Source organism: Mangrovimonas aestuarii, from assembly GCF_028767185.1.
In the GTDB taxonomy this organism is placed as follows: Bacteria; Bacteroidota; Bacteroidia; order Flavobacteriales; family Flavobacteriaceae; genus Mangrovimonas_B; species Mangrovimonas_B aestuarii.
Genome location: NZ_JARACK010000005.1, coordinates 141,649 through 163,884, shown reverse-complemented (window position 1 = coordinate 163,884; position 22,236 = coordinate 141,649). Strand labels below are relative to the sequence as shown.

The 22,236-nt window shown below is 38.2% G+C and carries 14 protein-coding genes and 1 pseudogene; 8 read left to right on the top strand and 7 right to left on the bottom strand.

The window, feature by feature from the left end; genetic code table 11:
• The 3 genes from PWU04_RS08255 to PWU04_RS08245 are packed head-to-tail and all read left to right on the top strand — an operon-like array spanning position 1 to position 2,173.
• The gene (locus tag PWU04_RS08255) at positions 1-930 is read left to right on the top strand and encodes an aspartate carbamoyltransferase catalytic subunit (protein WP_274475547.1); all 930 of its coding nucleotides are present in this window, start codon (positions 1-3) and stop codon (positions 928-930) included.
• A gap of 3 nt (positions 931-933) precedes the next feature.
• A complete protein-coding gene (locus PWU04_RS08250) occupies positions 934-1,266 on the top strand; it encodes a ribonuclease Z (protein WP_274475546.1) in 333 nt (110 codons plus the stop codon).
• Between the two features lies 1 nt (position 1,267).
• Positions 1,268-2,173 carry a ribonuclease Z gene (locus PWU04_RS08245; protein ID WP_274475545.1) on the top strand — a complete coding sequence of 302 codons (906 nt, stop codon included), beginning with the start codon at positions 1,268-1,270 and terminating at the stop codon, positions 2,171-2,173.
• A 7-nt stretch (positions 2,174-2,180) separates the two neighbouring features.
• Here PWU04_RS08245 and PWU04_RS08240 read toward each other — a convergent pair whose 3' ends face one another.
• Positions 2,181-2,609 (bottom strand): SRPBCC family protein, encoded by a 429-nt coding sequence (locus PWU04_RS08240; protein ID WP_274475544.1) that lies wholly within the window; start codon positions 2,607-2,609, stop codon positions 2,181-2,183.
• A 70-nt stretch (positions 2,610-2,679) separates the two neighbouring features.
• On the opposite strand from PWU04_RS08240, the gene pdxH reads away from it, so the two are divergent.
• Complete coding sequence (pdxH, locus tag PWU04_RS08235) at positions 2,680-3,333, top strand: pyridoxamine 5'-phosphate oxidase (protein WP_274475543.1); 654 nt, start codon at positions 2,680-2,682, stop codon at positions 3,331-3,333.
• Positions 3,334-3,503: 170 nt separating this feature from the next.
• Entirely contained in the window at positions 3,504-3,998 is a 495-nt protein-coding gene (locus PWU04_RS08230) for a CAP domain-containing protein (RefSeq protein WP_274475542.1), read from the top strand.
• 89 nt (positions 3,999-4,087) lie between these two features.
• Here the strand turns inward: PWU04_RS08230 and PWU04_RS08225 are convergent, their stop codons facing one another.
• From PWU04_RS08225 to PWU04_RS08215, 3 genes are read right to left on the bottom strand one after another with little or no spacing between them, the layout of a single operon-like run.
• The gene (locus PWU04_RS08225) at positions 4,088-6,004 is read right to left on the bottom strand and encodes an OmpA family protein (protein WP_274475541.1); all 1,917 of its coding nucleotides are present in this window, start codon (positions 6,002-6,004) and stop codon (positions 4,088-4,090) included.
• Between the two features lie 11 nt (positions 6,005-6,015).
• Positions 6,016-6,933, bottom strand: a complete 918-nt coding sequence (locus PWU04_RS08220) for a PorP/SprF family type IX secretion system membrane protein (RefSeq protein ID WP_274475539.1) — start codon at positions 6,931-6,933, stop codon at positions 6,016-6,018.
• 11 nt (positions 6,934-6,944) lie between these two features.
• Positions 6,945-15,161: an HYR-like domain-containing protein gene (locus PWU04_RS08215; RefSeq protein ID WP_274475538.1), complete on the bottom strand. Its 8,217-nt coding sequence runs from the start codon at positions 15,159-15,161 to the stop codon at positions 6,945-6,947.
• Positions 15,162-15,756: 595 nt separating this feature from the next.
• On the opposite strand from PWU04_RS08215, the gene PWU04_RS08210 reads away from it, so the two are divergent.
• The 3 genes from PWU04_RS08210 to PWU04_RS08200 all read left to right on the top strand — a co-directional run bounded on the left by PWU04_RS08210 (position 15,757) and on the right by PWU04_RS08200 (position 19,317).
• Positions 15,757-16,242 carry a SixA phosphatase family protein gene (locus PWU04_RS08210; RefSeq protein ID WP_274475537.1) on the top strand — a complete coding sequence of 162 codons (486 nt, stop codon included), beginning with the start codon at positions 15,757-15,759 and terminating at the stop codon, positions 16,240-16,242.
• Positions 16,243-16,332: 90 nt separating this feature from the next.
• Positions 16,333-18,396 (top strand): polyphosphate kinase 1, encoded by a 2,064-nt coding sequence (gene ppk1, locus PWU04_RS08205; protein WP_274475536.1) that lies wholly within the window; start codon positions 16,333-16,335, stop codon positions 18,394-18,396.
• Positions 18,397-19,317: a Ppx/GppA phosphatase family protein gene (locus PWU04_RS08200; protein WP_274475535.1), complete on the top strand. Its 921-nt coding sequence runs from the start codon at positions 18,397-18,399 to the stop codon at positions 19,315-19,317.
• On the opposite strand, the gene miaE is transcribed toward PWU04_RS08200, so the two are convergent.
• The 3 genes and pseudogenes from miaE to PWU04_RS08185 form a co-directional block, all read right to left on the bottom strand.
• Entirely contained in the window at positions 19,314-19,892 is a 579-nt protein-coding gene (miaE, locus tag PWU04_RS08195) for a tRNA-(ms[2]io[6]A)-hydroxylase (RefSeq protein ID WP_274475534.1), read from the bottom strand. The genes PWU04_RS08200 and miaE overlap by 4 nt on opposite strands.
• 12 nt (positions 19,893-19,904) lie before the next feature.
• On the bottom strand, positions 19,905-20,465 hold the full coding sequence (locus tag PWU04_RS08190) for a hypothetical protein (RefSeq protein WP_274475532.1): 561 nt from the start codon (positions 20,463-20,465) through the stop codon (positions 19,905-19,907).
• Between the two features lie 2 nt (positions 20,466-20,467).
• Positions 20,468-22,191: pseudogene (locus tag PWU04_RS08185) on the bottom strand (DNA polymerase III subunit gamma/tau).
• Between the last annotated feature and the right edge of the window lie 45 nt (positions 22,192-22,236).

The following is a 22,236-nucleotide window of genomic DNA, read 5'->3' as shown; positions in this document are numbered from 1 at the left end:
ATGAGCGAGTTAAGTGTAGACCACTTATTAGGAATTAAATATCTAAAGCCAGAAGATATTCAATTGATTTTTGAAACTGCAGATCATTTTAAAGAGGTAATTAATCGCCCCATAAAAAAAGTTCCTTCGCTCAGGGATATTACCATAGCAAATCTGTTTTTTGAAAACTCGACAAGAACCAAACTATCATTTGAACTGGCAGAAAAGCGATTGTCTGCAGATGTTATAAACTTCTCTGCCGCCCAATCCTCTGTAAAAAAGGGGGAGACATTAATTGACACAGTTAATAATATACTTTCAATGAAAGTGGATATGGTGGTTATGCGTCACCCTAATCCAGGTGCTGGAATATTTCTCTCCAAACACGTCAATGCCAGCATAGTAAATGCCGGTGATGGAGCACATGAACATCCTACCCAAGCCTTGTTGGATTCCTATTCTATCAGAGAAAGGTTAGGGGAAGTAGGGGGGAAAAATGTTGTGATTGTAGGGGATATTCTTCATAGTAGAGTGGCCTTGTCAAATATATTTGCGTTGCAATTACAAGGAGCAAATGTTATGGTTTGTGGACCTAAAACTTTAATACCAAAGTACATAGATAAATTAGGAGTAAAAGTTGAAACAAATCTAAAAAAAGCATTAAATTGGTGTAACGTTGCAAACATGCTACGTGTACAAAATGAGAGGATGGATATCAGTTATTTTCCAACTACTAGGGAGTACACCCAACAGTTTGGGGTAAATAAAGCCTTGTTGGAGGAACTTGATAAAGAAATTACAATAATGCATCCCGGACCTATTAATCGTGGTGTTGAGATCACGAGTGATGTGGCCGATTCTGACCAAGCCATAATTCTAGACCAAGTAGAAAATGGTGTGGCAGTAAGAATGGCTGTTATTTATTTATTAGCTTCCAAAATAAAAAAGTAAATTATGATTTTTGATAAAGACGGAAACATTACAATTATCACCCAAGAACGCGCTACTGTACCTCAATTAGTTCAAAGACTTCAAGAATCCTACCCAAAATTCAAAAACGACAATGTAATTGTAAACCTTAATTCGCTTAAAGATGTTGGCTTACAGGATATTGTTGAGTTTTTACAAATATCTAACGACCATAGGAGAACAAAGCGTTCTTTTGTTATAGTTTCTGATAAGGCTAATATTGACGAGACACCAGACGAAATTGTAGTGGTTCCAACTTTACAAGAAGCATACGATATCATAGAAATGGAGGAAATGGAGCGCGACCTGGAGATTTAACATGAAGCTCACCATTTTAGGTTGTCATAGCGCTACTCCACGAATTAGTACCCATCCTACATCTCAAGTACTTGAAATAAAGAACCATGTTTTTTTAATTGATTGTGGTGAAGGAACTCAGGTTCAATTACGCAAGTACAGGGTTAAATTTTACAGGATAAAACATATTTTTATCTCACATTTACATGGTGATCATTTTTTTGGTTTGGTAGGCCTTATTTCCACTTTTCGTTTATTAACACGTGAGACAGAGCTTCATATTTATGGACCTAAAGGTTTAAAGGAAGTAATTACACTTCAAATGAAATTGGCCGATTCATGGACTAATTATCCTTTGATTTTCCATGAACTGTCATCAAAAGAGTCTGAATTGATTTTTGAGGATGATAAAGTAGAGGTGCACACCATTCCGTTAGATCATCGTGTATACACCAATGGATTTTTGTTCAGAGAAAAAATAGGGGAACGCAAATTAGATATTGGTAAAGTACAAGATGCCAACATTGATATGGCTTATTATAGAAAGTTAAAGCAAGGCCACGATGTTGTTAATGAAGACGGCAGGCTAATCAAAAACACTTCTGTAACAAAAGCCCCCCCTTCACGTAAAAGTTACGCCTTTTGCAGTGATACAGCTTATAACGAAGCTATTGTTCCAATAATTAAAGGCGTAGATGCATTATACCATGAATCTACCTTTTTGGATAAGCACGAAAAATTGGCAAAACCCACGAAGCACAGTACTGCAAAACAAGCAGCAAAAATAGCAAGTCAAGCAAAAGTAAAACGCTTAATCTTAGGGCATTATTCTACCCGTTATGAAGATATCGAACCTTTTAGGCATGAGGCAGAAACGGTTTTTGATACTGTAGAATTAGCAACTACAGGCAAGGTTTTTGAAATATAGCTTTTTGCTACTTATTTTCTGTAAATTCCTTGAACTTCCAAAGCCACTTGTTTACTTGGTTTTTAAACAATCCAGGATACACTTTTGCAATTATTTTTGGAACAAATCCATTAAATTTAGTATAGTGTACAGTAGTCACGTATCTTGTACTATTAACAGTCAAAGGAATCATATGAACCTTCATTGTATTGGTCATGTATTTGTGCTCGTAAAGAGCCTCAAATTCGTCTGGAAGGTCGTCAATCAAAATTGTTTCAATAAGTTCCATGTTGTCATAAATCATTTTCGATTTTGACCCTTTTTTGCCTTGGGCTCCACTTAATTGTTCTTTACTTTTAAAACCTTTTTGAATTAATGCCAAGTTGTTAGGGTCTTTAAAAACCTCACAAACCTTATTAACAGGTTTGTTAATATCTATTGTACAGGAAAACTTCATTTTTTTGGATTTAGTCATTATGTTTCACTCTAAAGATAAGTATTTTTCAAATTCACCGTAACTTGCACATATGAACACAGAACACGATTTAAGTAATTACAGACGATCCTACGAGAAAAAACAATTGAGGTTAAAGGACACTCCAGAAAATCCTTTAGAACTTTTTAGAGCATGGTTTATTGAGGTAGATAAGCATTTTCCTGAAGATGAAACCAATGCCATGACAGTTTCTACAATAGGGCTTGATGGCTTTCCTAAAAGTAGGATTGTGCTTTTAAAACGATATACTTTCGAGGGCTTTGTGTTTTACACTAATTATAACAGTGAAAAAGGACTAGCTATCGAAGCGAACCCGAATGTATGTCTCTCTTTTTTTTGGCCAGGGGCAGAAAGACAAATCATTATCAAAGGAAAAGCAGAAAAGCTAGCAGCAAACCTTAGTGATGGTTATTTTGATACCAGACCAAAAGGAAGTCAATTAGGCGCCCATGTTTCACAACAAAGCTCGGTTATAAAGAGTAGGGACGTTCTTGAAGACGAATTGAAAAAACTTGAAGAACGATATAAAGAAATAGAAATTCCAAGACCAGAACATTGGGGAGGGTTTATTGTTAAGCCTGTTGAAATCGAGTTTTGGCAGGGTAGGCCTAACCGTCTTCACGATCGCGTTAGATATTCGCTTCAAACCGATTTTAATTGGATTAAACAGAGGCTTGCACCTTAATCGTTAAAATGTTTTATTTTAATGACGAAAAGCAGTTTAGGCGTTGAAATGCTTTTTTATTTCGATGAAATACATGTTTTTCGTCGATTTTAACATTTATTTAACACGTTGTTTCGTCATAGCTTGTAGATTTATACAACCAAATCTAAACAAGCTTAACCTACAACGTTATGAAACAACTGACAAAATTTGTTTTGTTGGCACTTCTTGTGACCTTTACATTTTCCTGCTCAACTGAGAGTTTAGACGACAACTCAAATACTGTTTCGGTAGAATTTGAAATACCAGAGACTAAAGATATCGAATTACAAACCTTAAATCTTATCAATGATTACAGAGCTAGTTTAGGGCTAAATGTACTTAACGTAATGGATGTAATTAAAGGTACTGCATTCACACATACAGATTATATGGTAGAAACTCAGAGTGTTTCTCATGATTATTTTTATGATAGGGAAGAGTATTTAAAGAGTTATGCTTCTGCACTTAAGGTAAACGAAAATGTAGCTTATGGCTACACTTCTGCAGAATCGTTGTTTAATGCTTGGTTAAATAGTGATTCGCATAGAGAGAACATAGAAGGCGATTTTACTGATTTTGATATGTCTGCAGAGCAAGACCAAGAGGGTAAGTGGTATTATACAAACATATTTATAAAGCGATAGTGGATATGGATATTGCTATTTTAAAGGAAGAAGCCGCTGAGAAATCAGCGGCTTCTTAGTGTTTAGATTATTCACTATTGGTATTAGTATTAGTTCCTTAGGATAATAAATTTTGAGCGTCTGTTAGCTTGATGTTGTTCTTCAGTACAATTTACTCCATTTGTACAGTCATTAACAGGTTGAGTTTCACCATACCCAATGGCACTTTCAATTCGTTCTGGAGTAATTCCTCTTGATAATAAATAGTCTCTTGTAGATTTAGCACGATGGTCAGAAAGAGCTAAATTATATTGATCGGGACCTCTACTATCTGTATGCGATTCAATTTTAATTACCATACCAGGGTGTGAACGCATTACATCTACAATACTTTCCAGTTCGTAGGAGGCGTCTGGTCTAATATCCCACTTGTCAAAGTCAAAGAATATAGGATTTATTACTATTTCATCTTCAACAATAAGAGGGATTAATCCAAAGTCTAAATTATTTTTATGCCTGTTATTCAAGTCTGTTGAAATAGGTTTGAAGGTTTCTTTATAGTCCTCTTTTTTGGCCAAGATGGTATAAATACTGTTACATTTTATCTTTAAGTTATAATGGCCATTTTCATCTGTTTGAACTTCTTTAACAATTCTACCATCTTCATCAATTAACTGTAATGTTGCCATAGATAAACTGTCTAAACTCTTTGAGTTGATCACAGTTCCTTCTACCATTTGAAAACATTCCATAAAACGGTAAATATCGTCGCTTCCTTCCCCCCCAGAACGATTGGACGATAGATAACCAATTCCTTCTTCTGGATTAATTGAAAAGGCGAAATCATCAAAACCGCTGTTGTAAGGCGCTCCTAGGTTTTGTGGTTGATCATTGGATTGTTTAAGGATATCCGATTTAAATATATCCAAAAACCCTAAACTTAAATTACTGTCTGAAGAGAAATAAAATGTGCTGTCCTTTGCAACAAAAGGAAACATTTCCTTGCCATCTGTGTTTATTGTTGGCCCCATGTTTTCAACAGCTCCATATGTACCATCATCATGGATAGAAACCCTATATATGTCTGTTTGTCCATAACCACCCTCACGATCGGAAACAAAGTATAGGGTTTTGTCGTCAGGACTCAAAGTAGGGTGGCCTGATGAATAAAGCTTGTCATTAAATGGACATTCTTTAATATTAGCCCATACGCTATCAACAAGGCTTGCTTTATAAATTTTTAAATGGGATGTGCCATCTTTATCTGTTTTTAATCTATTTCTTTTGGAAACATTATCCCTAGTAAAATACATAGTTTGACCATCGCTGGTGATAGTAATATTGGCTTCATGGAACTCTGAATTAACCCCTTTTGCATCAAAGGATTTTACTGTTCCATAGGTTTCTTTGTAGCCATCTTCTTCGTTTTTAATACTAACCTGATAAATGTCTAAGAATGGCTCATTATTCCAGCCATATAGTTTGTCTACACCTTTTCTTGCAGAAGAAAAATAAACATGGTCTTTATATTTAAAAGCTCCAAAATCTGAGAATTTCGAGTTTATTGGTAGGTTAACGGTTTCTACGTATACCTCATCTGTGTTAGTTAGTTTTTTATAAAGTTCGATATCAGAAAAATCAAAACCTTTTATTCTGTCATCTTCTGCGTTGGTTTCCTTAAATTTTTCCAACCAACTAATTGCTTCCTCATAATTACCATTACCTCTTAAAGCTTGAGAAAGTTTATAGTAATATTCCGTATTAATATTTTCAGGATATTTGTTTACAGCTTCACCGTACCAATAGGCAGCTTTTTCTGAATTAGAGTTATTGTAATAACAATCACCTAAACGAGTAAGTACGTGTTCGCTACTGTCCCCTTTCTTAACAGCTTCTTCATAAAACTCACTTGCCTTAACATATGAATAATTTTTGAAGAATTTATCGCCAACTTTGGTTTGGTGGCTTTGTGCTTGAAGGCAAGTGTAACCCAGTAGAAATAGTGTAAGTAGTATGTTTGTTTTCATAATTTAGGGATTTAAAAATATCTTGGAGACTTAATACGTTGTTCTTTAAATAATTCAAACATCAGAAGGAATTCATGAGTACCTCCAGAGTAGGGGCGTATATCTGAAATCGGATTTTCATAAGCATAACCAATTCGGAATTGTTTTGAGATTTGGAAATCGACAATTCCACCAATTGCTGCAGCACTTTCGTTAATTCGGTAACCAGCACCAACCCATAGCTTTTCGTAAAAAAGGAAATTAGCAGTTAGATCGTAAGACATAGGGGCTCCATTTGTAGCTTTAACTAAGAATGCAGGTTTAAATTTTACGTTGTTGCTCAAGTCAAATACATAACCTCCAGTAAAATAATAACCTACCCGTTCAACAGCTTCATAATCGGAATTATCATTGTAATTGGTGTTCAATAACCTTGGTGCCGAAAGACCTAGATACCAGCGATTGGTATGCCATAACATTCCAGCTCCAAAATTAGGAGCCCATTGGTCCTCAATTCCCGAAATGTTTGGATCGGTGGCGTTTTGAGTCCTGAATTCAGAATCTAACGTATAGCTTGTAAATCCTCCCATTACCCCAAATGCGAGTTTTGTGTTAGGACCTGTATGGATAGTATAAGAAAAGTCACCATAGATATAGGTGAAGTTTTCATATCCCAATTCATCATGAATAAGAGACGCTCCTAATCCAATCTTTTCATTCCTTAAAGGACTGTGTACTGATACTGTAGGGGTAGTGGGGCCATTATCAATATCCGTCCATTGACTACGATATAGTACTACCGCACTTAGTGTTTCCCTACTTCCTGCATAGGCAGGGTTTATTGAAATGGTATTGTACATATACTGCGTAAATTGTGGTAATTGCTGGGCAATTGTAGCAGTACAACTTAAGAGTACCGAAGCAAATAATATGTTTCTAAGATGTCTCATGGGTAATGGGTTTATTTGGTTCCTACGTAGATTGGTCCACTAAAAGGATCAAGTCCACTATCTTTTAATTTTACAACGTAGTAATATGTTCCGGTTGGTACTTTTTCCGCATTTCCTACCGATCCACTTGGAGCAGCCCCATTCCAGTTGTTTTGGTAGTTTTTAGATTCGAAAATTTTAGCACCCCATCGGTTAAAAATCATAATTTCTATAGTGAAACCACATTCTTCAACACCGGTTACTTCAAAGTATTCGTTCCATTGATCTCCGTTAGGTGTGATTGCAGTGGAAATGTTTACATCTTCGCTTCCACATGGTAATACCACACAATCATCGTTGATGTTGAGCATTACTCGAGTAACACTTAAACAGCTATCCTCTATTACAGAATATTCAAATACATAGTCACCTATTCCACTTTGTGTTGGATCGAAGAAACCACTATTAACTGTAGCATTTCCTGATATAACAACCCATTCTCCGTCTGTGTTGGAAGTGTTGATGTAATCAAACAGATCAATTGTACCATCGTCAATACAGCTGTTCTCAATGACTTCTGTAACCGATTCTTCCATTGTGACATTTACTGTTTGAGAGAATACTGCTGTGTTACCACACTCATCCGTTACAGTCCAAGTGTATTCTATAGAGTAATCATTTCCATCAGCTTGAGAATTGTTAACCTCTTCAAAATTTATGATTAAATTTTCTGAACAGTTGTCTTCAAACATAGGAGTTGGGACGACTGGAATTTCTGAACAGTTTACATCTATAACAGTAGGTAATGAAGAGCCAAGAATAGGTGCTGTAGTATCTTCTACTGTTATGGTTTGTACATGTGACGATTCGTTACCGCATTCGTCAGAAGCGGTCCAGGTTCTTGTCAAGGTATAGGCACCAGGACAGCTTCCTGAAGTGTTCACTTCATCAAATGTTACAATTGCATCACCACAGCTGTCTGTAGCGGTCAAAGTTTCAGCAGTAGGAACAGCATCACATTGCACTGAGATATCTACTGGCAGTGCTTCCACAAAGGTAGGAGCTGTAGTATCCTCTATAATTATTGTTTGCATATGCGAAGTTTGGTTTCCACATTCGTCAGTAGCGGTCCAGGTTCTTGTCAAGGTGTAGGCACCAGGGCAGCTTCCAGCAGTGTTTATTTCGTCAAAGGTTACTGTTGTATTACCACAATTATCTACAGCGGTTAATGTTTCAGCAGTTGGAACAGTATCACATTCTACAGAGACATCTGCAGGTAGGGCTTCCACAAAGGTTGGAGGAGTAGTATCTTGTACAGTTATTGTTTGGGTATGAGAGGTTTCGTTACCGCATTCGTCAGTAGCGGTCCAAGTTCTTATTAAGGTATAGGTTCCAGGACAGTTTCCTGCAGTGCTCAATTCGTTGAAAGTTACAGTAGCTGAACCACAGTTGTCAGTAGCATTCAAAGTTTCAGCAGTAGGAACGGCATCACATTGGACTGAGATATCTGCTGGCAGCGCTTCCACAAAGGTTGGAGGCGTAGTATCCTGAACGGTTATTGTTTGGGAATGAGAGGTTTCGTTTCCACATTCGTCAGTAGCAGTCCAGGTTCTTGTCAAGGTATAGGCTCCTGGACAGTTTCCAGCCGTATTCACTTCATCAAAGGTTACTGTAGCATTACCACAGTTATCCGTTGCGGTTAATGTTTCCGCATTTGGAACGGCATCACATTGTACTGATACATCTGATGGCAGCGTTTCCACAAAGGAAGGAGGCGTAGTATCCTGAACGGTTATTGTCTGTAAATGAGAGGTTTCGTTTCCACATTCATCGGTAGCAGTCCAAGTTCTGGTCAAGGTATAGGAATTAGGACAGCTTCCAGGGGTGTTTACTTCGTCAAAGGTCACAGTTGCCTCACCACAACTATCGGTAGCGGTTAAAGTCTCTGCAGTAGAAACGGCATCACATTGTACTGATACATCTGATGGCAGCACTTCCACAAAAGAAGGAGGTGTGGTATCCTGAACGTTTATTGTTTGTATATGAGAGGTTTGGTTACCACATTCATCGGTAGCAGTCCAAGTTCTGGTCAAGGTATAGGAGTTAGGACAGCTTCCAGGGGTGTTTACTTCGTCAAAGGTCACAGTTGCGTTACCACAACTATCGGTAGCGGTTAAAGTCTCTGCACTAGGAACTGCGTCACACTCAACTGTAGTATCAGCAGGCAGCGCTTCCACAAAAGAAGGAGGCGTGGTATCCTGAACGGTTACAATCTGTACATGAGAAGTTTGGTTGCCACATTCATCGGTAGCGGTCCAAGTTCTTGTTAAAGTATAGGCACCAGGGCAAGCTCCAGCCGTGTTTAGTTCTTCAAAAGTCACAGTAACATTTCCACAGTTGTCTGTAGCGGTTAAAGTTTCCGCAGTAGGAACTACGTCACACTCAACTGTTGCATCAGCGGGTAAAGCTTCCACAAAAGTTGGAGGCGTGGTATCCTGAACGGTTACTGTCTGTACATGAGACGATTCGTTACCACATTCATCGGTAGCGGTCCAAGTTCTTGTTAAAGTATAGGCTCCAGGGCAAGCTCCAGCCGTGTTTAGTTCTTCAAAGGTCACAGTTACGTCACCACAACTATCGGTAGCGGTCAAAGCTTCTTCAGCAGGAACTGTATTACACTCCACGGTTATATCAGAAGGCAGTGCTTCTACAAAGGAAGGAGCAGCAGTATCTTCAATGGTGAAGGTTGCAGCGGTCGATGAACTGTTTCCACAGCCATCAGTAGCGGTAAATGTTACCGTAGCCGATCCGGTAGCACCGCAAAGGTCGCTAAGCTGATTGAAGTCGTTGCTCCAAGAAATGGCACTACAATCGTCAGAGGCAGTAGCTCCAGCAAAGCTGTCCAACCAATCCTGAAGGTCTTGGGTATTTCCGCTTCCGTCACACTCTACGGTAAGGTCTGTTGCAATTGTATCTATGGTAGGAGGTGTAGTATCCTGAATGGCATAGGAAGCCGATGTTGTAGAAACGTTTCCACATTCATCTGTAGCAGTAAATGTTACCACAACAGGGCTTGAACAATCGGATGTAGCACCGTTATAATCGTTGGACCATGTTACAACACCACAGTTATCGCTGGCGGTTGCACCACCATTGGAGTCCAGCCAGTTTTGAATAGCGTCGTTGTTACCGCTACCATCACATTCCACTACGACATTTGATGCCTGAAGGTCAATTGAAGGAGGTGTGGTATCCTGAACGTTTATTGTTTGTATATGAGAGGTTTGGTTACCACATTCATCGATAGCAGTCCAAGTTCTGGTCAAGGTATAGGAGTTAGGACAGCTTCCAGGGGTGTTTACTTCGTCAAAGGTTACAGTTGCGTTACCACAGCTATCGGTAGCGGTTAAAGTCTCTGCATTAGCAACTGCGTAACACTCAACTATTGTATCAACGGGTAGTGCTTCCACAAATGACGGAGGCGTGGTATCCTGAACGGTTATTGTCTGTACATGAGACGATTCGTTTCCACATTCATCTGTAGCAGTCCAAGTTCTGGTCAAGGTATAGGAGTTAGGACAGTTTTCGGCGGTGTTCACTTCGTTAAAGGTTACAGTTGCGTCACCACAGCTATCGGTAGCGGTTAAAGTCTCTGCAGTAGGAACTGTATCACACTCAACTGTTGCATCAGCGGGTAAAGCTTCCACAAAAGTTGGAGGCGTGGTATCCTGAACGGTTATTGTCTGTACATGAGACGATTCGTTACCACATTCATCAGTAGCGGTCCAAGTTCTGGTCAAGGTATAGGAGTTAGGACAGCTTCCAGGGGTGTTTACTTCGTCAAAGGTCACAGTTGCGTCACCACAGCTATCGGTAGCGGTCAAAGTTTCTTCATTAGGAACTGTATCACACTCAACTGTTGCATCAGAAGGCAGTGCTTCCACAAATGAAGGAGCAGCAGTATCTTCAATGGTGAAGGTTGCAGCGGTTGATGAACTGTTTCCACAGCCATCTGTAGCGGTAAATGTAACCGTAGCCGATCCGGTAGCACCGCAAAGGTCGCTAAGCTGACTGAAGTCGTTGCTCCAAGAAATGGCACTACAATCGTCAGAGGCAGTAGCTCCAGCAAAGCTGTCCAACCAATCCTGAAGGTCTTGGGTATTTCCGCTTCCGTCACACTCTACGGTAAGGTCTGTTGCAATTGTATCTATGGTAGGAGGTGTAGTATCCTGAATGGCATAGGAAGCCGATGTTGTAGAAACGTTTCCACATTCATCGGTAGCAGTAAATGTTACTACAACGGGGCTTGAACAATCGGATGTAGCACCGTTATAATCGTTGGACCATGTTACAACACCACAGTTATCGCTAGCGGTTGCACCTCCATTGGAGTCCAGCCAGTTTTGAATAGCGTCGTTGTTACCGCTTCCATCACATTCCACTACGACATTTGATGCCTGAAGGTCAATTGAAGGAGGTGTGGTATCCTGAACGTTTATTGTTTGTATATGAGAGGTTTGGTTACCACATTCATCGATAGCAGTCCAAGTTCTGGTCAAGGTATAGGAGTTAGGACAGCTTCCAGGGGTATTTACTTCGTCAAAGGTTACTGTTGCGTTACCACAGCTATCAGTAGCGGTTAGAGTCTCTGCATTAAGAACTGCGTCACACTCAACTATTGTATCAACGGGTAGTGCTTCCACAAATGACGGAGGTGAAGTATCTTCTATTGTAAATGTGGCAGTTGTTGTAGATGAGTTACCACAATCATCGGTAGCAGTAAATGTCACTAAAGCACTTCCAGTGCCACCACAATCTGCATTCAATGTAGAGTAGTTGTTAGACCAAGTAATTTCACCACATATATCAGATGAAATAGCACCACCATTATTGCCCAACCAATTATTTAATTCTGTAAGGTTACCGTTTCCATCGCATTCTACAGTTAAATCAGAAGCTTGTGTGTCAATAGTAGGAGGTAATAAATCGATAATGGTAAATAATGCGCTTGTTGTATTTGAGTTACCGCATTCATCAGTAGCAGTAAAAGTAACTAAAGCTAATCCTGTTTCGCCACAACCATTACTGAGGCTAACAAAGTTGTTGCTCCAAGTAACTCCAGAACAGTTGTCTGTTGCAGTAGCACCAGCATTTGTATTTAACCATGCTTGTAATTCGGTAATGTTACCCATACCATCACAGGCTACGGTTTGATCTGCTGCAACAGTGTTGAAAGATGGAGGGGTTGTATCTTCAACAGTTATGGTTTGTACATGAGAAGATTGATTACCACACTCATCAGTAGCGGTCCAAGTTCTAGTCAAGGTATATGCACCTTGGCAGTTTCCAGCCGTGTTTACTTCTACAAAAGAAACGGAGGCATTACCGCAGTTATCCGTAGCCGTCAAAGTTACTACTGAAGGAACGGCATCACACTCAACTGTTGTGTCAGCTGGTAAAGCTTCCACAAAAGCAGGAGGCGTGGTATCCTGAACGGTTACAATCTGTACATGAGAAGTTTGGTTGCCACATTCATCGGTAGCGGTCCAAGTCCTAGTTAGGGTATAGGCATCGGAACAGCTCCCTGCGGTGTTTACTTCATTATAAGTAATTGAGGCATTACCACAGTTATCTGTAGCCGTCAAAGTTTCAGCTACAGGAATAGCATCACACTCAACCGTAGTGTCGGCTGGTAAAACTTCAACAAAAGTAGGAGGGGTCGTATCCTCAACGGTTATGGTTTGTGTATGTAACGTTTGGTTTCCGCATTCATCAGTAGCGGTCCAAGTCCTAGTTAGGGTATAGGCACCGGTACAGCTTCCGGCGGTGTTTACTTCATTAAAAATAATTGAGGCGTTTCCACAGTTATCTGTAGCCGTCAAAGTTTCAGCTACAGGAATAGCATCACACTCAACCGTAGTGTCGGCAGGTAGAGCTTCCACAAAAGTAGGAGGGGTCGTATCCTCAACGGTTATGGTTTGTGTATGTAATATTTGGTTTCCGCATTCATCAGTAGCGGTCCAAGTTCTAGTTAAGGTATAGGCATCAGAACAGCTTCCTGCGGTGTTTACTTCATTAAAAATAATTGAGGCGTTTCCACAGTTGTCTGTAGCTGTTAAAGTTACAGCTACAGGAACAGCATCACACTCAACCGTAGTGTCGGCAGGTAGAGCTTCAACAAAAGTAGGAGGGGTCGTATCCTCAACGGTTATGGTTTGTGTATGTAACGTTTGGTTACCACATTCATCAGTAGCAGTCCAAGTCCTAGTTAGGGTATAGGCACCGGTACAGCTTCCGGAAGTGTTTATCTCTTCAAAAGAAACAGAGGCATTACCGCAGTTATCTGTAGCTGTTAAAGTTTCAGCAGTAGGAACAGCATCACACTCAACCGTAGTGTCGGCAGGTAGAGCTTGAACAAAGTTAGGAGGAGTTGTATCCTGAACTGTTATCGTTTGAATGTGTGAAGTTTCGTTACCGCATTCGTCAGTAGCGATCCATGTTCTAGTCAAGGTATAGGCACCAAGACAGCTTCCAGCAGTGTTAACTTCGTTAAAAGAAACGGAGGCATTACTGCAGTTATCAGTAGCCGTCAGTGTTTCAGCAGTAGGAACAGCATCACACTCTACTGTTGTGTCGGCTGGTAGAGTTTCTACAAAGTCAGGAGGAGTTATGTCTTGAACAGTTATGGTTTGTGTATGGATACTATCGTTACCACAATCGTCTGAAGCTGTCCAGATTCTAGTTATTGTATAAGAATCGCTACAGCTACCAGGAGCTGAAGTTTCGTTAAATGTTACTGTTGCATTATTACAGTTATCTATAGCTGTTAAAATTTCGGCTGATGGAACGGCATCACATTCCACGGTTGTATCAACAGGCAAGGTTTCAACAAAGGATGGGGCTGTTGTGTCCGGTAAAACATTGAAAGATTGAGTTACTTCGGTAACACCCGCTATCCATCTATAAGTAATGGTGTATCCAGAACAATCAGGTGTATAGGGATCAACAGAAGCAACTACGGCAACTGGGCCTTCACAGTTGCTTGCGGTTAGTGTTTCTTGAGTTGGTAGAGGATCATCACAGTTTAAATCTGCAATTGCAGCGGGTGATACACCAAATTCAGGAGTAGTACCTCCAGTTATTGTAATAGTTTGATCGCAAGTTATGTTGTTTCCACTGGGGTCTGTAGCTGAGTGGGTTATTGTTGTAACTCCTATTGGATAGGGATCACTAAGAGCTAATCCATCATCACGAGTAGAGGTAACGGTTAGGAATGTAGCAAGGTCATTACCATCACAACCACTATCAGATACGATAGGTACTGGTGTTGATATTGTTGCGTTACAAAGACCTGCATCGACATCCTGTGAAATATTGGCAGGACAGGTAATTGTTGGAGGAGTATCGGTTACAACAATATTAAATGAGCAAGTATCTGTAATTATAGTTCCATCTGCACTTGTGTATGTTGCAGTATAAGTTATAGGTGTGGTTCCTATAGGGAAGAAACCACTATTTGTATCTGGTCCAGAAACAGTGAAGTCTACACCTCCTGTACATGTTCCTTCAACGACTACTCCATCAATACTTATTTTATCAACCAAATTCATGTTACTTGGATTGCCCGACACTTCTTCAAATTCAAACTTTATACGGTATGAGCCATCAGATGGAATATTAGGGTTCATAATAACGGTATGTGTGCCAACTCCAAGAAGGTTAATGGCTTGTGAATTTCCAGAAAACACCTCATTTCCCATTTCATCTATGTAATAAAGATTTAAGTTATAAGCACCATCTGTATAGGTAACGTCTATAGATAAGGGTTCACCAACCTCTAAAAAAAGGTAAGGTGTAATAATATACCCTATATTGTCGTTGCCTAAATCGCTGGATGAAAACAGCTTAACTTCTCCGCCACTTCCCCCTACTCGTTGTACATAGTCGAAATCCCAACAATCGTTACCCAATAGCGATTCGTTGAGTTCAAAATCCATTACAAAGGAATTAGAGCCTGGTCCACCAGAACAGGTTTCTGAAGCAGAAGGCACTTGCCAACTTGCAGAAGCTCCCCATTCATTTGGGTTGTCTGGGTTATAACTATTAGCACATACCACAATGTCTGTTGGACAATTGGTGAAAGTTATACAGTTAGTGGGGTCGCTTTGGGCAAATATTGAACTAGTTCCAAGTAATAGGAAAAGCGCAACAGATTTTAGAAAATCAATTTTTTGGGTAAGTGTTTTCATGAGCTTTTACTTTGTTTACGTAAACAAACTATACAGTATGGTTATAAGTACAGGAGTTAGCTTAAAGTGCTAAATCTTGCATAAGATCATTTATCAAAATTGCTGTTGAGGGATAAAAAAGGCACACAGAGAAACTCCGTAAATCCTCGGGAATTGGATTTGGTAGCATAATTTTTTGGGTATTGATTAATAGCATTTTATGTAACCAAAACAACATATAAGCTGTGATTTTTTCAAAAAAAAGTGTTAAATCACTAAAATATTCGACTAAGGGTGAGATTGTTACAACTTATCGGTTAAAACCATTTTTTTAACGACCCCTATTTTGTTGGTTTTTAATATGTTGTGGGATAATGTTTATTAATTTATTAAATTTAATGTTATTGTTAGCAATATGTTTTGGTATTGGGCTAAAAGGATATTTATCTATTACAAGAATAACTTGGTAAACCAATACAATGATGCTAAACTATAATTTTAGTCATATGAAATGTATGAAGTAACTGAAAAACCACTGTTTTATTGATATTTATCAACTTTTTGAAGGGATTCATTCCTATTGTAAATAAATTGTGTAAACAAGTACTTTTTTTAAATGAAAAAACTAACACTAGTCCGACATGCAAAATCTTCTTGGGATTACGAAGTAGATGATTTTGATCGCCCCCTAGCTACAAGAGGGATAACCGATGCTATATTAATTTCTAACCTTTTAAAAGCTAAGAATTATAAACCTCAAAAAGTGTTTTCCAGTCCAGCTAAACGCGCTTTTCAAACCTGTAATATTCTCATGGCTAATTTAAAGGTGCCTTTGGAATCGGTTAAAACCTCTGAAACACTCTATGATTTTGGGGGACATCAATTAACAAGTTTTATCAAAGATATAAACGATAAATATGATAACGTTATGGTCTTTGGCCATAACCATGCCATCACAGCTTTTTCTAATGCTTTTGGAGATAAAGGGTTTGATAATGTTCCAACTTGTGGCACTGTCATGTTTGAGTTTAATATAGTGCATTGGAAAGACTTGAATAAAGGTATAACGGTGATGCATTATTTTCCTAAAGAATATCGATAGAGCTTTTGTCTTTTTGTGTTGAATTATGAATTACTGAGATAGCTATTTACAGTTTAAAAAAATATATTTGTAAGAGCCTAAGTGTTATTTATGATTACAAGTGAAAAAACAAGCAATAGCTATATAAATAGAGAAGTAAGTTGGTTACAATTTAATGCCAGAGTGCTTCAGGAAGCTGCAGATGAAACGGTGCCACTGATTGAAAGGCTACGTTTTTTAGGGATATTTTCCAATAATCTCGACGAATTCTTTAAAGTAAGGTATGCTACTGTTAAGCGTATCGACCAAGCTGGTAAAGGGGGGAAAAGTGAACTTGGTGGTATTAAGGCAAAAGAATTGTTGGAAGTAATTACCCAAATAGTTATTGATCAACAGAGTGAAAGCTTAAATATTCTCAGTGATATTCAAGAAATGCTCAAGGATGAGAACATTTTTATTATTGACGAAACCCAGATTAAACCTGAACAGCATTCATTTATAAAACAGTATTTTATCCAGAATGTAAGTCCTGCACTAGTAACTATTGTTTTAAGTGATGAATCTGAGTTTCCTCATTTAAAAGACAGTGCAGCTTATTTAGCGGTGAAAATGCAGTTGAAAAATAACGGAAACCAATATGGATTGATAGAAATATCTAAAACAATGGATCGCTTTGTGGTTTTACCTCAGGAAGGCGATAAAAGCTACATTATTTTAATCGACGATTTATTGAGATACTGTTTAAAAGATATTTTCAGCATTTTTGAATTTTCAGATATCACTGCTCATATGATTAAGATTACCCGAGATGGGGAGCTTGATTTTGACAGTGATTTGAGTAAAAGTTTTATAGATAAGATCTCCGATAGTGTAAAACACCGTAGTATTGGTGATCCAGTACGTTTTGTTTACGATAAGATGATTGCTCCAGATACTCTACAATATCTCATGAATAAGATGGGGATACACAGAAGTGATAGTATTATTCCGGGGGGACGTTATCATAATCGTAGAGATTATATGGGATTCCCTAGTTTGGGTAGAACCGATTTACTTTATAGTAAGATTTCTCCTCTTCCAATTAAAAAATTGAGTTTAGAGAAAAGTTTATTTCCTGCTATAGCAAGAAAGGATTATCTGCTTTATGCGCCTTACCATACATTTGCTTACGTAGTCAAGTTTTTAAGGGAAGCAGCTCTAGACCCTAAGGTAAAGACCATAAAAATTACTATTTATCGTTTGGCTGAGATTTCGCATGTGGCAAGTTCTCTTATTAACGCAGCTAAAAACGGTAAAAAAGTAACTGTGTCTATTGAACTTCAAGCTAGGTTTGATGAGCAAGCCAACATCAATTATGCCGAGCAAATGGAAGACGAAGGTATCAACTTGATTTTTGGAGTTCAAGGACTTAAGGTGCACAGTAAAATGTGTATTGTAGAGCGAGAGGAAGAAGGTAAAATAAAGCGTTACGGATTTATTAGTACCGGAAATTTCAATGAGTCTACAGCCAAAATTTATACCGATTATACATTGTTTACTTCAGATGTTAGAATTTTGAAAGATGTAAACAAAGTGTTCAGCTTTTTCGATATAAACTATAAGATATACAAGTATAAGCATATTATAACCTCACCGCACTATAGCCAGAGCGCCTTCTTTAGGTTAATCGACAGGGAAATTGCGAATGTAAGAGCAGGCAAACCTGGTTATATTCGTTTAAAGATGAACAGTATTTCCAGTTACAAAATGGTAGATAAGCTTTATGATGCCAGTAGAGCAGGAGTAAAAATACAGATGGTAGTAAGAGGGATTTGTTGTTTAGTTTCAGGAATTGAGGGAATGAGTGAGAATATTGAGGTAATAAGTATTGTAGATAAATTTTTGGAACATACTCGTTTGTTCATTTTTGGTAATGATGGAGACCCGAAGGTATTTATCTCTTCTGCCGATTGGATGACAAGAAATATTGATAACAGGGTTGAGGTAACTTGCCCTATTTATGATGAGGAAATCAGAAATGAGCTCATAGATACTTTTAATATTTGTTGGAGTGATAATGTTAAAGCACGCATATTGGATGGCTCTGAGCAAAATAAATATAGAAGGAATGATTTACCAAAGGTAAGAGCTCAGTTTGCTACTTACGATTATTATAAAAATAAGTTAGAAAACTAAATGCTTACAATACAAAAATATGCAGCCATAGATATCGGCTCGAATGCCGTAAGATTGCTCATAGCTAATATTATTGAGGAAAAAGGAAAGCCTACAAGGTTTAAAAAAAGCTCTTTAGTTCGTGTTCCTATTCGTTTGGGAGCCGATGTTTTTGTAAAGGAAAATATTTCTGAATACAACACCCAACGTATGTTGGATACCATGTTGGCATTTAAATTACTTATGAAATCCCATAAAGTAATTAAATATAAAGCTTGTGCAACTTCTGCTATGCGAGAAGCCGAAAATGGTAAGAAAGTCGCTGAGATGATATTGGAGCATTCTGGTATTCAAATAGACATTATTGATGGTGAAGAAGAAGCAGCAATTATAGCTGCTACTGACTTACATACTTATATAGATGACAATAAGAACTATTTATATGTTGATGTGGGTGGGGGTAGTACAGAGTTCACCGTGATTCACAACGGTAAAAAAGTAACTTCCCGTTCCTTTAAAATTGGTACAGTTAGGTTATTGAATGATATGGTCAAGAAAGAAACCTGGCTAGAACTTGAAAAATGGATTAAAGCAAATACAGAAGAGTACGATAAAATTACAGTTGTTGGTTCTGGTGGTAACATCAATAAGATTTTCAAGATATCTGGAAAAGCTATGGGAAAACCATTGACCTATTTCTACTTGAGTAACTATTATACCATGTTGCAAAGCTATTCTTATGAAGAGCGTATCTCGGAATTAGACTTAAACCAAGACCGTGCAGACGTAATTATTCCTGCATCTCGTATTTATCTTTCAGCAATGAAATGGAGTAGTGCCAAGCACATATTTGTGCCTAAAATAGGTCTATCCGACGGAATTATTAAAAGTATTTACTACGATACAGTTCCCAGCCAACAGTTTGACAAGGTTGAAGCTTAACCGTGAATGGTTTCAGTTTTACCGAGTTCTTTCATAAGTTCGGCTTCGTAGGATAATAGATCTTGCCATTTTTTATCCACTTCCTCACGTTTACCATACTTTCGGGCAAACCCTAGAAACATGGTATAGTGGTTGGCTTCACTAACCATTAGTTTTCTGTAGAATTGTGCTAATTCTTCATCTTCAAGCTCTTCCGAAAGCAATCTAAAGCGTTCACAACTTCTAGCTTCAATTAATGCAGCAATAAGTAAGCTATCAACCAATTGTTTGGTACGATCGCCTCCTTTGAAGAATTTTCTAATGGCATGAACATATTCGTCTTTGCGTTCACGTCCCAAAACCCATCCACGTTCTACAATTTTGTCATGAACCATTTTAAAGTGACTGATTTCTTCCTTAACCAAAGCGGTCATTTCCTGAACTAATTCGGTATATTCTGGGTAGCGTACAATAAAAGTAATAGCAGTACTCGCTGCCTTTTGTTCACAAAAAGCATGGTCTGTAAGTATTTCTTCAATATTTTTTTCAACAATGTTTACCCACCTTGGATCGGTTGGAAGTTTCAGTCCTAACATAATTCTCTTGTTCTATAAGTATATTGCTTCAAATTTATGATTACCCTGTTCGTCTATTATTAGTCTGTAATCCCAAAGTTTATTTTCTTTAGGTCTTTTAAAGCTGAAAGTAATTGATATATTTCCAGTTAGAGAAGACTCTAATTGCTCAGTGCTAACCGCCTGCAAATTTACAACTTTTAATATTTCTTTTTGGCTTGGAAGTTCTTCAGTGAATACTTCACTATTAAAGACCCTGTCGAATAGAATGGTGTTGTCTTTTTTTACTTGCACCTCTGCCTTGGTTTCTCTATAAAATTCCTTATAGTTTATCGTGTCTTTAGTGTACTCCAAAAGTTTACTGTTTTCCATATCGGTAAACAGCTTTATCCTTACGGAAAAACCATTGCTCAAAATGGTGTCGGTGATGGTTTCGGTATAGTCAACAGGTATATAGCTAACGTTCTCACTAAAGGATTCCAATAGGTTATGCTCCATTAAAACTTCTTTATTGCTCAAGTAGGCACGACCTCTACCATCGCAGCTCACAGCAAAAATAAAAAGGGGAAGTGCTAATAGAAATAGTAATCTCATTGTTATAGATCTAAATCAAAGGAACGTCTTAATACTTCAATATTAGGGTTTTTATCTTTAAGCTTCTCGTACTTTTCTTGTGGAGAATAGGCATATTTCTTTTCCATAGTTTCGTTCACATCAATATGAAGTGTAACGTCGTAGTTGGATAGTGTTTTCCTCAAAAAGCCCATTAATTCATATTGATCACGCTCAACTTCAACTTTGTTGGTGGAGTTAGGATAGGTGACGTGAATTTCAGTATCTTTTAATTTTGGAGTATCTATGGAGAGAATTGATGCTAAATTGTACTTGCCGTCTTCGTTAATTTTATCGATATAAGCTTGCCAAGCATTCTGCATTTCTTCTTCGGTAAAAGCTTCTCTAGGAAGGTTTTCCTCCTTAACAACCTGTTCCTGTTGTTTTATTTGGTGTTCTTTTTTAGCACGGATACTTTTTAGAGATAGTCCAGAAGTACGCTTAGAATCTCTTCTAGAAATTACCTTTGTTTCAGGTTCTTTTAGGGTTGTAGGTTGTTGTTTAACCGATGCAGCCGTTGAAACCACTGTGCTTTTTTGAGTGCTAACTTCTTTTTGCTGAGGTTTAGTTTGTTCAGGAGAATTGGTTGATTTCCTTTCAACTCTGAAGAAAGAAGGGGGAATTATATAGTGTTTGCTATTTTTTTTTTACCATCAAAGTTGATGGAAGCTAATTGCATTAAGCAAAGCTCAACGAGAAGTCGTTGGTTTTTACTGCTTTTGTATTTAAGATCACAATCGTTAGCCAGTGCAATACCTTCCAAAAGGAATTCTTGTGACGCTTTTTTAGATTGCTCTAAGTATTTGATCTTGGTTTCTTCTCCGACTTCAAGAAGTTGAATGGTTTTTTCGTTCTTACACACCATCAAATCCCTAAAGTGAGAGCTTAGCCCAGCAATATAATGGTGACCGTCAAATCCTTTTGCTAATGTTTCATTAAACTGAATAAGCAATTCAGGAATGTTATTTTCCAAAATTAAATCCGTACTGCTAAAATAAGTATCATAATCAAGTACGTTTAGGTTTTCAGTTACCGCTTGCCTTGTTAGTTTTTTTCCAGAGAAACTAACCACACGATCGAAAATAGACAGTGCATCACGCATGGCTCCATCTGCTTTTTGGGCAATAATGTGCAAAGCATCGTCTTCGGCGTTAATACCTTGTTCTTCTGCAATGTACCTTAAGTATTCTTTGGCATCAGTTACAGTTATGCGCTTAAAGTCGAATATCTGACAACGTGACAAAATCGTAGGGATGATTTTGTGCTTTTCAGTAGTTGCCAAAATAAAAATACAGTGCTTAGGCGGTTCTTCCAATGTTTTTAAGAATGCATTGAAAGCAGCCTGCGACAGCATGTGAACCTCATCAATGATATATACTTTATAAGACCCTACTTGAGGGGGTATTCTAACCTGATCGGTAAGGTTTCTTATATCATCTACAGAGTTATTCGAAGCAGCATCCAGCTCAAAAATGTTAAAAGCAAAATCTTCATCAGGATTACTTTCTCCATTTTGATTGATCATTTTGGCAAGGATACGGGCACAGGAAGTTTTACCCACACCACGAGGGCCACAAAACAAAAGGGCTTGAGCCAAGTGATTGTTTTCTATAGCATTTAGCAAGGTATTGGTAATAGCCTGTTGGCCTACAACATCCTTAAAGGTCTGAGGTCTGTATTTCCTTGCCGATACTACAAAATGTTCCAAATTGCTGAATTTTTGCTTTAAAAGTACCCAGTTATAAACCTAAAT